Raw genomic sequence first — 15,505 nt, 5'->3', positions numbered from 1 at the left:
CTGTTCCTCTTCCCTCTCCCTTTACCCTTTGACGCTTCCCGCAGCCAAGCCTTCGATAATCTTCTCTTGAAGTATAGCATAAATAATGACGACCGGAATAATACTGAACATGGTTGCCGCAAGCAGACTACCATAGTTCATCGATAATCCATTGTTCATCGAAGCCATAGCAACCGGTAAAGTACGCAGGTTTTCTTTGGACAACATAACATTCGCCAGGACAAATTCATTCCAGTGTCCCAGGAAGTTAATGATAAACACCGTTACGATTGCCGGAGTCATAAGAGGCAGTACAATTCTTGTAAACAAACCGTAGATGGAGAGGCCGTCCATAACACCGGCTTCTTCAAGCTCCTTGGGAAGTGACTTAATAAATGCCATAATAATAATAATGGAAAGAGACAATCCAAAGGCGATATACGGCAATATCAAGGACCAGTGAGTGTCATAAAGTTTGATGCCAAGATTATTTGTTATCGTAAGAATAAACTTATAAAGAGGGATTAACAGGGAACCTGCCGGAACCATAATAGCCAGTAAGAATACGGCAGTGACCACTTTGTTCATTCTAGGGAATACCATTCTTGTAAGAGCATAAGCCGTCATAGAAGCTAAAACAATGGTTACGATACTAGAAAATGTACTTATATACAGGCTGTTCATAAAGTAACGTCCAATATTGGAACTGGACCAGGCATTAATATAGTTGTCCACCGTAAAATTTCTGATTAGAGAAAACGGGCTTTCAACGATATCCACGTGCTTTTTAAATGAATTTTGAAAGGCCCAGAATAGAGGGTACAAGGTCACAAATACATATACAAGCAAGAAAGTGTGGAGAAACCCACTCTTAAATTTCGCCATCTAGTTCTCCACATCCTCTAATTTTTTTGTGAGCATATTGCTGAATAGAGTAATGATGAGCGTGAATACAAAGATCAGAATGGCGATCATATTGGCGTATCCGTAATCATTGCTCGTAAATCCGATTCTATACATATAAGAAGCCATTACTTCCGTTACACCATAAGGTCCGCCTTTGGTCATAACCATGACAATATCCAGTGCCTTCATAGCTCCGGTAATCGACAATAGGACAATGACACCAAGGATTGGTCTGATGAGCGGAACTGTAATCATAAGCGCTCTTTGATAACCGGTTGCCCCATCGATCTCGGCAGCCTCATAAATTTCTTTAGAAATACCGAATATGGCAGCTAGTACAAGAACGATGTAGAAACCCGTCCACTGCCAGGCGTTTGTAAGCAAAATGGATAACATGGCCGTTGATTCATCAGCCAGCCACAATCTTGTCAGACTCGAAAGACCGGTGAAATCTAAAATTTTGTTTAACAAGCCAACAGTAGGATCAAAAACTGAAATCGACCAAAGTACGCCAACAACTGCGGTTGACAAAATACTAGGAAGGAAAACGGTTGTTTTATAAAAACCGCGCAGTTTTTTAACTTCAGAGATTAATACGGAGAAGATGACAATGACAGGGACCTGAACAAAGACTGAAAATAAAATGAAGTACAAATTATTTTTAACAGATGTCCAGAAGTATTCATCCCCCATTGCTTTCATTAAATTATCAAGCCCGTTAAAAGCCGGAGCCGTTAAACCGTCCCAGTCGGTAAAACCATAACGAAGCGTTGAGAGCAGCGGGTATAAATAGAAAGTACAGTAAAAAAATAAGGTAGGTATAATAAACACCAAATATGCCAGAGGATTTCGATAAACCTTATTCATAGCAGCCTCCATCCTTCACACGAATGTGAATAAGAACGGGTACCACTTTGGGTGATACCCGTTTAATTTTTATCTCTTGCTTATTATTTTGCTGCTTTTTTATTCTCAGCTTCCTGGGATTTTTGAACATCCGCCAGGACTTCTTCAACTTTCTTCTTGCCGCCAACCAGTGCCTGCATACCGTTCTCAAGATCCAGCTTCACTTTTGGTTGAACAACTGCATCGAATGCAGGGAATGTTTTCTTGCCTTCAGCCGCTTTAAGCATTTCGTTGATGATTGGCTTAACATCTCCAGTTTTCAGCTTCATGGACGGGAAGAATCCTTCTTCAGTCAGCTGACGAACTTGGTATTTCTCGGAGTACATTACTTTAATGAATTCAGTTACGGCTTTCTTCTCGTTCTCGTTCAGCTTCGCGGAGAAACCGAAACCGTTGGAGTAAGAACCGTTGATCAGTTCATTACCTTTACCGCCATCAACTGTCGGGAAGTTAAAGAATCCGAGGTCTGCTACGATTTTGGATTGATCCGGATTGGAATACTTCTGGTTAGCCCAGCCGCCATCGAAGATCATAGCTGCTTTGCCGCCTGCAAACAAATCTTGCATTTGAGCATATTTCAGAGCTGGTGCATCTTGGTTGAAGAATCCTTTATCCCACATGTCTTCTTTAAATTGCTTGTGGCCTTTAACGAAAGCTTCGTCCGTCCATTTGGTCGTTCCGCTTACAAGACCCGCTACAGCTTCTTGTCCACCGTTACGGACATAAAGTGTGTTAGGCAGCATATTAAGCGCCCATGCTTCGTTACCGCCCAGAGCAAGAGGAGTAACGCCTTTGCCTTTCAATGTTTCGGCAACTTTCAGGAATTCAGCATAAGTTTTTGGAACTTCAACGCCGTTGTCTTTGAAAATTTTCTTGTTATAGAAAACACCTTGAATGTATCCTGCAGTCGGAAGTCCGTAAACTTTGCCATCTACAGTAAACTCGGACAGGTCTACGAAGCTGTCAGTAAGGTTAAGTTCTTTCAGGATTGGTGTCAGATCAAGCAGGTTGTTTGTTTTCGCATAGTTCTTTGTATCCGCGCCGCCAAACAATTCGAAGATCTTTGGAGGGTTGCCGGCAGCCATTTCCGCTTTCAGCTTCGTGTCACGGTTAACTACTTCGTCTACACCTTCCGGCTCAAATTTAAGCCCAGGCACTTTTCCTTCAACCTCTTTAAGCACGTCTTCGAACATAGCCTTTCTCTTCTTAGCCGTGTCTTTAATTTGAGTATGACGGAAAGATACTGTGAATTCTTTAGGTGCTGTTGTTGTTGAAGTCGCACCCGGATTAGTTGAAGCAGCAGGTTCCTTGCCGCAAGCTGCAAGAACAGATGTCAGACCTACAGCCAGTGCAACCGTAGTCACTAATTTCTTTTTCATTTGTAGACCTCCCCAAAACTTTTAATTTGTTTCTTACAATATGATTATAGTCCTGGATCTATCATATCCGGCAGGTTCTCATTTCAATTATGAGGGGATAAAATTCTCTCAACCCAAACACAGTTTCGGAAGATTATTTCTTATTCTATGGAGAGAAAGTCCCAGTCCCTCATTCAACGGACACTAGTAGTCCCGCCAGACTATTCTTCATCATTAAGGACTTAACAAAAGTTCGACTTGAGGCGGGAACTTCAGCCGCAGTTTTTGTCGACAAACCAGGCGAAATTAACAAACCTGATTGCGTCCATTATGTTTAGCCCGGTATAGGGCTTTATCAGCTTCTTCCATGAGCAGATCCGGGGCAATAAGCGGATACGTTGCCGTACCCACCGATATGGTTAGACGAATATGCTGCCCGTTCTCCAGGATAAAAGAATGCTTCTCTACACGCGTACGAATCGTCTCCGCTACTTCCCGGGCCTGCTCCAAAGAGCACTCTGGCAATAGTACAGCAAATTCCTCTCCCCCCGTGCGGCATACTTCATCCATACGTCTGGTGGATTCTTGAAACAATTTACCAAGCTGCTGCAACACTGCATCTCCAGCCGGGTGTCCGTAGGTGTCGTTAATTTTTTTAAAATGATCAATATCAAGTGCAAGCAAAGATAACGATTCTTCTTTGCTATTTGCAGAGGTAACTAATTCATTAAATAATTTATCAAACGTCCTGTGATTATTAAGACCTGTCAAGTAGTCTTTATGGGAAGCTTCTTTCATGATCAGAAACATATCGTGAGCCCGAACAATGTAATCGACCATATAACCGGTAAAAAAACCGGCCACCATCATCGTACCCAGATAAGCAGGCAGGAGATCCAGGCTTTTAAAGCCCAACGCCGCATATAAACTAAGAGCAGAAGTGACCAATAGAACCATTATCATCTTGGCCCACCGAGACCAATATTTCTTCTCTCTATGAACAATTAAACTGGCTATCCCCGCTACCACAAGAATATTCATTACCCCTATAACGGAAGACAAATTAATTCCACCAAAAAAAACAACGCGTGAAGCCCCAATCAGAACACTTGCAATCAACGCTGAATAGAAGCCTCCAAAATGTGCAGCAAGAAGAATGGCAAATCCCCGAAAGTCCACGAAAGTGGATGAATCGACAGGAATGCTGAAATACATGAGTACAATTCCAAAGGCACCTGTGAACAAGCCTGTTTTTATTTTGATTCCAAACGACTTAAAATCCAATTTTTCATTCTTATATAATTGGCTGACACCAAACAAGAAGGCTAATAACAGCGCAAAATTTACGATTAGCTCCTTAATCATACCTATCATCTCCTAGTGAAAACCCCAAAAACAATCAAAGTAGTTCTAAATACTCACTTTTTCATAGGCATAATATACCATATAATTCCTCTGGAAGACACATTTCAGATCACACGCAAATAAAAAAGACATGCAGCAGAGAATGTCTCCACCGCATGTCTTTATTTATTAAAAGACCAATTTAATGAATTATCCGGCCAAATTATTTGCCCAGCATATGAATCGGGTGACCCAGGGCTCCTTCAGCAGCTTCAGCTACAATTTCACCAAGTGTCGGGTGGGCATGAATCGTAAGGGCGATATCTTCAAGAGTAGCACCCATCTCAATGGCAAGGCCGATTTCAGCGATCAGGTTCGACGCTTCCGGTCCTACGATTTGGGAGCCGACAACAAGACCCGTCTCCTTGTCTGCTACGATCTTAACGAAACCTTCAGTTGCATTCAGGGAAAGCGCACGGCCGTTAGCTGCATATGGGAACTTGCCTACAGATACGTTCATGCCTTTCTCTTTAGCTTCCGTTTCGTTCAGACCAACACTTGCGATCTCCGGATCGGAGAAGACTACGGCTGGAATAGCCTTGTAATCTACAACGCTCGGCTGGCCAGCGATAGCTTCGGCAGCAACCTTACCTTCGTAAGATGCTTTATGCGCCAGTGCAAGACCCGGAACGATATCACCAATCGCGAAAATATGCGGGATGCTCGTGCGGCCCTGCTCGTCAACTTCAATCAGACCACGGTCGGTCAATTTGATGTTGATCAGGTCCAGTCCAAGCTCACCATCGGTGTTAGGACGGCGTCCAACTGTAACCAGCAAGTAATCGGCTGTTACTTTCTTCTCTTCACCTTTTACAGTAAAGGTAACGGTAACATCTTTGTCTGTCTGTTCGGAGCTTTGAGCCATTGCTTCCGTAAATACTTCTACATTTACTTTAGACAGATTCTTAGCAACTAGACGGGACATTTCCTTCTCGAATCCTGGAAGTACAGTATCGGATCCTTCCAGAACCGTTACTTTCGTTCCGAACTTAGCAAACGTCTGTCCAAGCTCGATTCCGATATAACCGCCACCGATTACAACCATGCTCTTCGGAATTTCTTTCAACTCCAGCGCTTCCGTGGAGGAAAGAATACGTCCGCCGAACGGGAACGGCTTAAGCTCAATCGGGCGGGAACCTGTTGCGATGATGCAATGCTTGAAACGGTAACGCGGCGCTTCTTGATCGTTAAAGACGCGCGCTTCGTTCTCGTTGATAAACATAGCTTCGCCTTGGAACATCTGGATTTTGTTGCCCTTAAGGAGCCCGGCAACACCGCTGGTCAGTTTTTTCACAACGGAAGCTTTCCATTCCTGCGTCTTGGCGTAGTCCAGTTTCACGCTCTGAGCCGAAACGCCCATAACTTCAGAATGCTGTGCTGCTTCGTATTGATGTGCTGCAGAAATAAGAGCCTTAGACGGGATACAACCACGGTTTAAGCATACGCCGCCCCATTCGGATTTATCCACGATAAGTACGCTTTTACCCAATTGTGCCGCACGGATTGCAGCTACATAACCACCGGGACCTGCACCAATTACCAGAACGTCGATATCTAAAGAAGCGTCTCCTACTACCATTTGTTTATACCTCCATCACGAGCAGCTCTGGATCGTTAAGCAGCTGCTTGATATAGTTCATGAAATTTTGTGCTGTTGCGCCGTCAACCAGACGGTGATCAAAGCTTAAAGATAGAGCCATTACCGGAGCAATAACGATTTCACCGTTCTTAACGACCGGCTTCTCCGAAATACGTCCCGTACCCAGAATAGCAACTTCCGGATAGTTAATGACAGGGGTAAAGAACATTCCGCCTGCGGAACCGATATTCGTGATCGTAATCGTGCTGCCCTTCATTTCATGAGGAGTCAGCTTGCCGTCACGGCCGCGTGTTGCCAGATCACGGATGGAATCCGCTATCATCCAGATGTTCTGACGATCCGCATGGTGAATGACCGGTACGAGAAGACCATTGTCTGTATCCGTTGCGATACCGACATTAAAGTACTTCTTGTAAACGATCTCCTGCTTCTCCTCATCGATCATCGCGTTCATAACCGGGAACTGGCGGCACGCCGCTACAAGAGCCTTCACGATGAATGGAAGATAAGTGAGTTTAACACCTTTCTTCTCCGCAAGAGGCTTCGCTTTGGTGCGAAGAGCTACCAATTGGGTTACGTCAACTTCATCCATAAGTGTAACGTGTGGAGCGGTTTGCTTGGATTTCACCATAGCATTCGCAATCACTTTGCGGATTCCCTTGAAAGGAATACGCTCTTCTTCAAGTTCTCCTTGAACGGCCGGTGCAGCAGTTGTTTTAGCAGGAGCAGCTGTTTTCTCAGCAGCAGGTTCTTCAGCTTTCGCTGCACCGCCTGCAGAGAACCCTTCAATATCTTCGCGAGTTACGCGGCCGTTCTTGCCTGTGCCGGAAACCTCTCCGATATTGACACCTTTCTCACGGGCAAACTTACGTACACTAGGTGTTGCAAGAACGTTCTTCGGCGTGGAAGCAGGCTTGCCTTCGCCGCCTTCGGAGTTCTTCATTTCTTCCGGTGCCGGAGCGGTCGGAGCGCTTTTATCTTCCTTCTGTGGAAGCTCAGTAGAAGGAGCATTAGACGGCGCTGGTGTAGCGGCTTCCGGAGAAGCCTCAGCAGGAGCCTCGGATTCAGGAAGTTCGCCTTCCGCGTCAATGATCATAACAATTTCACCGACATGGCATACTTGACCTTCTTTGATCCGCACTTCTTGTATCTGACCATTTACCGGGCAAGGAACTTCAACGACAGCTTTGTCATTCTGCACTTCCATGAGAATGGTATCATCGTCTACCTTATCGCCTGGTTTGACGTTGACTTTGACAATCTCGCCTTCATGAATGCCTTCGCCGAGTTCCGGGAATTTATATTCAAAACGTGCCAAGAAGAACAACCTCCTATATATAAGTAGTGATTTCGCTCAGCCGTTAACAGCTTTAGAAATCCAGCACCTGGTTGAGACCGTCGATAATGCGGGCAGGTGTCGGGAGCCATTGATCTTCAATTTGGGCAAAAGGATACACCGTATCAGGGGCTGCAATACGAAGTACCGGCGCTTCCAGATGAAGAATCGCTTTCTCGTTAATCTGGGCAACGATTTCCGCTGCTGCTCCAGATGTCTTCTGTGCTTCTTGAACTACGATAGCACGGTTAGTCTTCTTGATAGACTCCACAATGGTGTCAATATCAATCGGCATAATGGTACGAAGATCAATAACCTCGATTTTGACACCGCGGGTTTTCTCGATCTCTTCGGCTGCTTTCAAAGAAGTATGCACCATTGCTCCATAAGTAATAATTGTCGCATCAGAACCTTCACGAACCACGTTTGCTTTACCAAGCTCTACCGTGTACTCGCCTTCCGGAACTTCCTGACGGAAAGAGCGGTACAAGTTCAAATGCTCCATAAAGAAGACCGGATCGTTATCGCGGATTGCAGCAATCAGCAACCCCTTGGCATCGTACGGGTTAGAAGGGATCACTACTTTAATACCCGGTGTCTGAAGCATCAAACCTTCCAGAGAGTCCGTATGCAGTTCAGCTGCTTTAACGCCGCCGCCGAAAGGAGTACGGAATACGATCGGTGCCTGGTAAGCCCCGCCTGAACGGTAACGCATACGTGCCGCCTGGATAGCCATTTGATCAAGCGCTTCAAAGATAAAACCCACAAATTGAATTTCGGCGATCGGGCGGAAGCCTTGTGTCGCCATACCTACAGCAAGACCGCCGATAGCGGATTCAGCAAGCGGAGTATCGAATACACGATCTTCGCCGAATTCTTTCTGAAGTCCTTCCGTAGCACGGAATACACCGCCAACGTGGCCTACGTCTTCCCCGAATAACACAACATTCTTATCTCTTGCAAGCTCAACGCGCATTGCGTCCTGAATAGCTTGAACCATTGTCATTTGTGCCATGAAATCTGCTGCCTCCCATATCGTTCTTCATTTCGTCAAAGAACACGGCATTATACCGAAAGTTTTGTTTAAAAGATGATTACGGCCTGGAATAGGGCCGCAATCCTTATTATTTATTTCGCTTTATGCTGAACGCTTAGGAATACTGGGCTTTTTGCTCTTCCAGGTGCTTAGGCGTAGTTTCGAACATGGAATCGATCAGTCCGGCTACTGTCATTTTCTCAGTCTGCTCGGCTTTTTTGATCTGCTCAGCCACGGTTGCTTTAGCTTCCTCTTTCACTTTTGCTTCTTCCTCTTCGCTCCAAAGACCTTTTTGGGTCAGGTAGTTGCGGAAACGGACGATCGGATCTTTCGGAGCCCATTCGCCTTCTTCGTCCTTCGTACGGTATTTAGTCGTGTCATCTGCCATGGAATGCGGCTTGAAACGATAAGTAAGGGACTCGATAAGCGTAGCGCCTCCGCCATTACGTGCGATTTCAGCTGCTTCAGATACCGCTGCGTATACAGCAAGTACGTCCATGCCATCAACTTGAACACCGCGAATACCTGCTGCTAAAGCCTTGTGAGCGATAGATTGAGCAGCGGTCTGTTTGGAGAATGGAGTCGTGATCGCGTAGCCGTTATTCTGAACCATGTAGACAACCGGAAGCTTGAAAACACCCGCAAAGTTCAGGCCTTCGTAGAAGTCGCCTTCGGAACTGCCGCCATCACCGGTATAAGTAATCGCAACACGCGGTTCGCCTTTTTTCTTGAAAGCCATGCCGATCCCTGTTGCATGAAGAATTTGTGCCCCGATAATAATTTGAGGCATCAATACATTTACATCAGCCGGTACTTCGCCGCCATGCTGGTGACCGCGGGAGTAAAGGAATGCCTGATACATCGGAAGACCGTGCCATACGATTTGCGGCATATCACGGTAGCCCGGACAAATGAAATCTTCCTTCTTAAGGGCGAATTCGCTTCCGATCATTGAAGCTTCCTGACCGGATACCGGCGCGTAGAAACCCAGACGGCCTTGACGGCCCAGATTGATTGCGCGTTCGTCCCAAACGCGTGTAAACACCATACGGCGCATTAATTCCTTTAATTGATCGTCGCTAAGTTTCGGCAATTTCTCCTCGTTGACCACGGAACCGTCCGGTCCAATGATTGTCAAGGGCTGTACTTGCTCGGAGCTAACTTCATACTGCGGCTTGCTCATGTGATTGTCACCTCATCTATGATTTTCCTGCCAGATAAAAGACTTTCTGTTATACTAATTATTATAAACCTGTTTCGTATCGAATATCAACAGGTATATTGGTATAGTTGCGGATAGTTGACATTCGCGAATAATACAGTTTCATTATATATATAATACAGTTTAACAAAAACTTCACACTATTATAATACAACCTCCCCTTTTGGAGAAAGGAAGAAAGTCACCATGACCGATGCTCGTCTTTATAAAAGAACCATTGTAAAAGAAGAAATTGCCTCTATTCACCTGAATTCTACCCGGCCGATCAGAGTCTTTCTGCCTCCAGGCTATAACGAAGTGCTGTCTTATCCCGTCATCTACTGTCAGGACGGAGAAGAATTTTTTAATTTCGGAAGGATAGCGACCTCGATGACTGCTGGTATCCTGGACCATGGTTGGGAACCGGTTATTATTGTCGGCGTCGATGTAAATGTTAAAATACGGACTTCGGAATATTCACCGGATGGTGAAAACCATACCGCCTATATCCGTTTCTTCGCCGAAGAAATGCTTCCATATATTGAGTCCAGATATGCGGTTCGCGCGGACAAAACCGAACGCGTACTAGCCGGGGACTCACTCGGTGGTACGGTTTCCCTTCATCTTGCCTTAGCTTATCCTCACCTGTTTACGAAAGTAATATCCCTGTCAGGCGCATTTCTCGAGCCTACGAGGGAAGAGCTGGCAGCCCAGACCGATTTATCGTGGCTGGAGCTCTACATGTTAATCGGTCTGGATGAAGAAGAAGTCAAAACAGAGCGCGGTATCTATAATTTCGTAGAAGCAAACCGTTTGACGAAGACGATCCTTGAGCAGAAGAATACCCGTCTATATTATGAGGAGAAACCTGGCAAGCATATCTGGGGCTTCTGGCAAAAAGAACTGCCGAATACGCTCGAATATTTTTTCGGCTGAGCCCATAGCTGCGCCGGCAGAACCGCCTGGTTAGTCAGCTGGCGGTTCTTACCGCATACAAACCGCTTACACCAAAAACCTGCAGGACCCGCCCGGGCGGATTCTGCAGGTTTTTGGTGCGGCATGAAGGCTCGCCGCGTTGAAACGGCAACGCGCGACCTAGACTCTCGCGCAAGATCACCCTACGCTCATGAAGTACATCGATATCTCTTTCTTCACGGAAGACCTGAATCGGAGAGCGCAAGCCGATTTAGACTCCCACGCAATCACGCTGCACAGAATCGAGCGCGGGCCCCTCATGTCCCAGAGATACGCAGCCGACAGGCAGCAGGCTCTCTCTGGGACGAGAAGCGGCTTCAAACGGAGGACTCCTCCTTGAAGCCGTAGCGTTCCCGCATCGCGTCCATCATGCTCGCGATGTCTTCATCCGCGGCGAACTCACGGTAGTTCGCCGCGCGCACTTGCACTTGATCGCCGAGCCACTCGGCCGTCAGGCGGCAGAAGGCGGGCGCGGTCAGCTCAGCGCCCGCATACTCGGCGAGGCTGGTCATGCGCCCGGATTCGACGACCGGGTAGCTGCCGGGCAGCGCGCCCTGCCCCGCTTCGTCGTAGAACGAGCGCGCAACAGCGGCTTTCTCCGCTCCAGTGCCCTCTACCACGACGAATGCCTGCACGGACAGTGCACGAGCCTGCCGTCTTTGGGCAATTCCGCAGAACTTGCGGCCGCCCACACTAAGATCGAAATCTCCCGGACAGTAGGACCCGGCAATCTCACCTTTATCCACACCTGCATTCCATGAATTCAGCACCCCCCTCAGAAAGAGGTACATCCGTTCAAAATCATCATGAAAATCAATTTTACCTGCAGGCTTCGGCATAATGAGCGTCACATTCACAACCCCGGGATCCAGCGGAACAGCCGCTCCACCCGAATTGCGGACGATCACTTGGCGTCCCTCGCCTGCAATCCTGCCGGCGGCAGATTTAGCCTCTGGCAGCCGGCTGTCTCTTAATCCAAGCACCAGTCCCAGGGGATGCCTCCATATATGAACCACAGGAATGCCTTCTTCCCCCACTTTACGGATCAGCAGTTCCTCCAAAGCAAACGGAAATAACAGATCCGCTTCAAGGTCGTCCGACCGGTCGATTAGTATCATTTTATCTGAAGTGAACGGATTAGATGTCATTTCTTACTCCCCTTATTTCAACAGCCGAGTCGGCATTCTCAATTACTTGCTTCATTTGGTCATTTTACTCTTTTGTCTATTGTAGGGGAAGCTCTAGCCGGCTGCAATTTATCTCTCTAATTAATACAGTTTAATATGAATCTTTTAGTAGGAATTTGTTAATACCTGTCGAAGTAATACACTCAAGTACCATTTGTGGTAAAATTTTCTTACTTTCGAAATAATTTAGCTAATTAAATATAAATAAATTGACTGCCACCTGTTCAATAAATAGTTTAAACGAATCATAATTACACCAAAACTTACAGATAGTAGGGGTGCGACTTGCTGAAAAGTTTCCATGAAGTGTTAAGTAATGTCCTGTTATCCGGAGTTCCTGTTCTGATGTCGCCCTATTTCGAAGGTATACGCGGGACAGCCAGTCACGGTCTTGACCGCAAAATTATGATGATTTTCAGCTTATTTGCGGCTGTACTTTGTGCCGCTTATCCTTTCAGCTCAGAGAGCGGGCTGCACTTCAGCCTTTATATGGTTCCGGTTCTGACCAGCTTTCTTTATGGAGGACGCCTTCCCGGTTTTTTCGTATCGGCTTCCGTTCTACTTTTTCTAAGTGTAAAGTATCCACATCTTTTGCTGTACCAAAGTCTTTATTTGTTTCTTTGTGTTGCAGTCATTTACGGGTTCCTCAAATTAAATAAACCCCAGCGCCGTCTGTACCGTATTATTTATCCTGTAATGCTTGCGGGGGGGCTAGGATTCATTATTGCGGCTTTAAAAATATGGTTTTATCAAATAAAAGGGCTCTCTCAACCGGAAGATTTCCACCTTTTTTATGCGTCATCCATCCTGATCCAGTGTGTAACTATGGGTCTGGTCGTCTACTTAACCGAATATATTCGTGAAGCCGCAGTTCTCAGACAAGAAGTTCACCGCGCCGAAAAACTGAATGTGCTTAGTGAACTGGCAGCCTCTGTCGCCCATGAAATTCGGAATCCGATGACAACGGCAAGAGGGTTCATGCAGTTGTTATTTCAATCTGAAGTGAGTGAATCCAAGAAGAAAATCTATACCGGTATGGTCATCGAGGAAATGGACAAGGTCCAGCAAATCATCAGCAGTTACCTGGCGTTCGCAACACCTCATGCCGACAAAACAGCGCTCTGGTCCATGAACGACCTTATCGTTCTTCTGGAGAAGCAGCTCCAAGTCTATGCGTCCCAGCAGAAAGTACGTCTCGATACATCGGTTGAGCCTTCCTTATGGTTAACGGTAAATGCTGACAAGCTGGTACAATGCCTGGCCCAGTTAGCCAGAAACGGAATTGAATCCATGCCTGAAGGAGGCTGCCTGAGGGTCAGGGCGTATCGTGTAGAGAAGCGAGTCTATATTTCGATCGAAGATGAAGGAATCGGCATGTCCCCTGATGAAATAAAGCGGCTCGGCTCCCCTTTTTATTCAACAAAACAAAAAGGAACCGGATTAAGCGTCATGGTCGCTTACCGGATTATCGAATGCTATAACGGCAAGATCAATGTTGTCAGCGAACCCGGTAAAGGCACGTGCATGCTGATCGCATTCCCTTCCGCAGCAGCGCAGGCTGCCTGCAAATCTATACGAAGAAGACATTAAAAGGTCCGGAGTCATTTCTTGTTCGTATCACGTTCAGCCAGCAAATCCATCACTTCACGAAAAAGAGGCACTGCTGCTGAAGGTGCTTCGGGAGCGGTGTGACTTACCAGTACCGCTACTGCATACCGGGGAGAAGTTACAGGGCCGTATCCGGCAAACCACTGGTTCACCGTTTCCTGCGTACCCGATCCGACTTGAGCGGTTCCGCTTTTTCCGGCAAGGGCCCATTGTGCCTGCTGCAGCTGCTTGGCTGTGCCTTGCTCGACAACTAGACGCATTTCAGCCAACAACTCCTTAGCTGTCTCAGCCGAAATCATTTTACCTTGTAGAGGGAGCGGTTTCTCTTTAAACTTGTCCAAGACGAGACCATCTTTAAATTGAATTTCTTTCACTATCCGGGGTGAACGCACCTGTCCGTTATTCAGAAGCGCTACAATCTGATTAGCTGCCTGGAGCGGAGTCATTTGGACATCACGCTGCCCGATAGCAGTCTGAAGCCGGACTCCTTCATCGTCGGGCGGTGTACCTTTTCCGAACAATTGCCCAGGCTCTTCACCGTCTAATTGAGCTACAGCCGCACCTCCTGTCAACTCACCTTGCCAGCCGACGGAAGTCAGCAAACCCAGGCTGCGTCCGTAATTCTCCAGCTTCCCCGAACTCAGACGCTGCATGACTTGTCCGAAAACAATATTACACGACTGGGCAAATCCTTCTGCGAATGAAATTTCCCCGTGACCTTCTTTTTTCCAGCAGGTAAAACCATACTTCCCCCATGCTCCTTGACAGTCAAATTTCTCTTCCGGTGTCACTAAGCCTTCCTCCAGCGCTGCGGCCGCGACTGTTGTTTTAAAAATAGATCCGGGAGCTGCTGCTTTCAGACCCAGGTTGGCCCAGTTGCCCTCGTTCATTCTGATTTCATCCGGTCGAAAAGCGGGTCTGGAAGCCATCGCAATTATGTCCGCGTTAGCCGCATCCAGAACTACAACAGCCCCTTCCCGGATCTCACGCTTGGCCATCAATTGTTCGATCTTCTGCTGAATGTTTGCATCTAACGTAGTTATTAAACGGAGGGGGTAATACGACTGCTCCGGCGAAATAATTCTCGCATGCAGGGCGTTTAAGGGTCGTCTCTGCGCATCTGTAAAGATAGACAGCGTCTTCTCGCCAATACCCCTAAGCCTGTTCTCAAACGTTTTCTCCAGTCCGGAAGCTCCTATTTCACTCGTCAATGTAAGATGACCATCCGCCACCTCCTGCGCATACAAACCGGAAATTCGTTCGGGGTGCTGTCCGATATAACCGACTACCTGCGAAGCTATCTGATCAGTAAAGTAGCGTACCTTATAATCGGTTACCTGAAGATAAGGCAAGCCGGAAGCGGTAAGAAGAGATATCTGCTGCGGTGTCAGTTCTAGAGGCAGATTCGTCCGGGCTTCCTTGCGGCGGGGAGCTTCTGCTGACGCATTAACGCTGCCCGTCCATAGTGCGGGCTCTTGAAGAGACCGCACATATTGTGTCCACTCTTCCGCTCCGACTCCCAGTGCTTGAGTGACGTCAGCCAGCTGCTCCTTGGTCCCGATATAGTTCGCGTGTACAGGGAAAATAATCGCGGTGCGTATCGTTTTTCCGGTTAAAGGAACATGATTTCTGTCATAGATGTCTCCTCGCCCCGTATCCAGAACAATACTGCGCTGCCGCTGAAGTACGGAATTTTTAACGAGATCCACTTTTCTTGCAGAAAATTCATGCGGTTGTACGACTTGTATCCAGAGCAGACGCCCTAGCAGCAGAAAGATGATTCCTATCATGCAGAGAAGAAGAAAGAACTTCCTTCGAGGATCGCTTGTAAACGCCTCTCTTTTTAATCGCCCCACGGGCAAATCCGTCCCCGCTCCAGCTTCTTCATTCTTATATGTGAACATGCCGCTTTTCTCATCATTCCTCATTATCGCCATCTGTTTACCGGGCCGATTCCGCATTTGCCTTAATCCCCTCACCTCTGTCTTTGCCTCCAGTATAGACATTCC

General features: G+C 46.9%; 12 protein-coding genes. 2 read left to right on the top strand and 10 right to left on the bottom strand.

Annotated features, from left to right (window positions below; all coding sequences use genetic code 11):
• Nucleotides 1–21 precede the first annotated feature (21 nt).
• From AR333_RS05180 to pdhA, 8 genes are all read right to left on the bottom strand, one after another.
• A complete protein-coding gene (locus AR333_RS05180) occupies nt 22–663 on the bottom strand; it encodes a carbohydrate ABC transporter permease (RefSeq protein ID WP_367583924.1) in 642 nt (213 codons plus the stop codon).
• Nucleotides 664–864: 201 nt separating this feature from the next.
• Nucleotides 865–1,752 (bottom strand): carbohydrate ABC transporter permease, encoded by an 888-nt coding sequence (locus tag AR333_RS05175; RefSeq protein ID WP_068774225.1) that lies wholly within the window; start codon nt 1,750–1,752, stop codon nt 865–867.
• A gap of 83 nt (nt 1,753–1,835) precedes the next feature.
• A complete protein-coding gene (locus AR333_RS05170; protein ID WP_068774224.1) occupies nt 1,836–3,170 on the bottom strand; it encodes an ABC transporter substrate-binding protein in 1,335 nt (444 codons plus the stop codon).
• A gap of 285 nt (nt 3,171–3,455) precedes the next feature.
• On the bottom strand, nt 3,456–4,514 hold the full coding sequence (locus AR333_RS05165) for a diguanylate cyclase (RefSeq protein ID WP_084783507.1): 1,059 nt from the start codon (nt 4,512–4,514) through the stop codon (nt 3,456–3,458).
• Nucleotides 4,515–4,716: 202 nt separating this feature from the next.
• On the bottom strand, nt 4,717–6,132 hold the full coding sequence (gene lpdA / locus AR333_RS05160) for a dihydrolipoyl dehydrogenase (RefSeq protein WP_068774223.1): 1,416 nt from the start codon (nt 6,130–6,132) through the stop codon (nt 4,717–4,719).
• Nucleotides 6,133–6,136: 4 nt separating this feature from the next.
• A complete protein-coding gene (locus AR333_RS05155) occupies nt 6,137–7,471 on the bottom strand; it encodes a dihydrolipoamide acetyltransferase family protein (RefSeq protein ID WP_068774222.1) in 1,335 nt (444 codons plus the stop codon).
• A 52-nt stretch (nt 7,472–7,523) separates the two neighbouring features.
• Nucleotides 7,524–8,504 (bottom strand): alpha-ketoacid dehydrogenase subunit beta, encoded by a 981-nt coding sequence (locus AR333_RS05150; RefSeq protein ID WP_068774221.1) that lies wholly within the window; start codon nt 8,502–8,504, stop codon nt 7,524–7,526.
• 136 nt (nt 8,505–8,640) lie between these two features.
• Nucleotides 8,641–9,708: a pyruvate dehydrogenase (acetyl-transferring) E1 component subunit alpha gene (gene pdhA, locus AR333_RS05145; RefSeq protein ID WP_068774220.1), complete on the bottom strand. Its 1,068-nt coding sequence runs from the start codon at nt 9,706–9,708 to the stop codon at nt 8,641–8,643.
• 225 nt (nt 9,709–9,933) lie between these two features.
• On the opposite strand from pdhA, the gene AR333_RS05140 reads away from it, so the two are divergent.
• Complete coding sequence (locus AR333_RS05140) at nt 9,934–10,662, top strand: esterase family protein (RefSeq protein WP_068774219.1); 729 nt, start codon at nt 9,934–9,936, stop codon at nt 10,660–10,662.
• A 356-nt stretch (nt 10,663–11,018) separates the two neighbouring features.
• On the opposite strand, the gene AR333_RS05130 is transcribed toward AR333_RS05140, so the two are convergent.
• A complete protein-coding gene (locus AR333_RS05130; protein WP_068774217.1) occupies nt 11,019–11,849 on the bottom strand; it encodes a lipoate--protein ligase family protein in 831 nt (276 codons plus the stop codon).
• Between the two features lie 324 nt (nt 11,850–12,173).
• On the opposite strand from AR333_RS05130, the gene AR333_RS05125 reads away from it, so the two are divergent.
• Nucleotides 12,174–13,478: an ATP-binding protein gene (locus tag AR333_RS05125; RefSeq protein ID WP_156430832.1), complete on the top strand. Its 1,305-nt coding sequence runs from the start codon at nt 12,174–12,176 to the stop codon at nt 13,476–13,478.
• Between the two features lie 11 nt (nt 13,479–13,489).
• Here the strand turns inward: AR333_RS05125 and AR333_RS05120 are convergent, their stop codons facing one another.
• Nucleotides 13,490–15,457 carry a penicillin-binding protein 2 gene (locus tag AR333_RS05120; RefSeq protein WP_068774216.1) on the bottom strand — a complete coding sequence of 656 codons (1,968 nt, stop codon included), beginning with the start codon at nt 15,455–15,457 and terminating at the stop codon, nt 13,490–13,492.
• Nucleotides 15,458–15,505: the final 48 nt, after the last annotated feature.

Source organism: Paenibacillus sp. FJAT-26967 (assembly GCF_001541095.1).
In the GTDB taxonomy this organism is placed as follows: Bacteria; Bacillota; Bacilli; order Paenibacillales; family NBRC-103111; genus Paenibacillus_F.
Note: the sequence above shows the minus strand (reverse complement) of the source record. Positions and strands in the feature narration are given on the sequence as shown.

Bases quoted from the DNA above. Each gene is read 5' to 3' on its own strand.
- AR333_RS05180 (WP_367583924.1), bottom strand. From the start codon at position 663: ATGAACAGCCTGTATATAAGTACATTTTCTAGTATCGTAACCATTGTT.
- AR333_RS05175 (WP_068774225.1), bottom strand. From the start codon at position 1,752: ATGAATAAGGTTTATCGAAATCCTCTGGCATATTTGGTGTTTATTATA.
- AR333_RS05170 (WP_068774224.1), bottom strand. From the start codon at position 3,170: ATGAAAAAGAAATTAGTGACTACGGTTGCACTGGCTGTAGGTCTGACA.
- AR333_RS05165 (WP_084783507.1), bottom strand. From the start codon at position 4,514: ATGATTAAGGAGCTAATCGTAAATTTTGCGCTGTTATTAGCCTTCTTG.
- lpdA (WP_068774223.1), bottom strand. From the start codon at position 6,132: ATGGTAGTAGGAGACGCTTCTTTAGATATCGACGTTCTGGTAATTGGT.
- AR333_RS05150 (WP_068774221.1), bottom strand. From the start codon at position 8,504: ATGGCACAAATGACAATGGTTCAAGCTATTCAGGACGCAATGCGCGTT.
- pdhA (WP_068774220.1), bottom strand. From the start codon at position 9,708: ATGAGCAAGCCGCAGTATGAAGTTAGCTCCGAGCAAGTACAGCCCTTG.
- AR333_RS05140 (WP_068774219.1), top strand. From the start codon at position 9,934: ATGACCGATGCTCGTCTTTATAAAAGAACCATTGTAAAAGAAGAAATT.
- AR333_RS05130 (WP_068774217.1), bottom strand. From the start codon at position 11,849: ATGACATCTAATCCGTTCACTTCAGATAAAATGATACTAATCGACCGG.
- AR333_RS05120 (WP_068774216.1), bottom strand. From the start codon at position 15,457: ATGCGGAATCGGCCCGGTAAACAGATGGCGATAATGAGGAATGATGAG.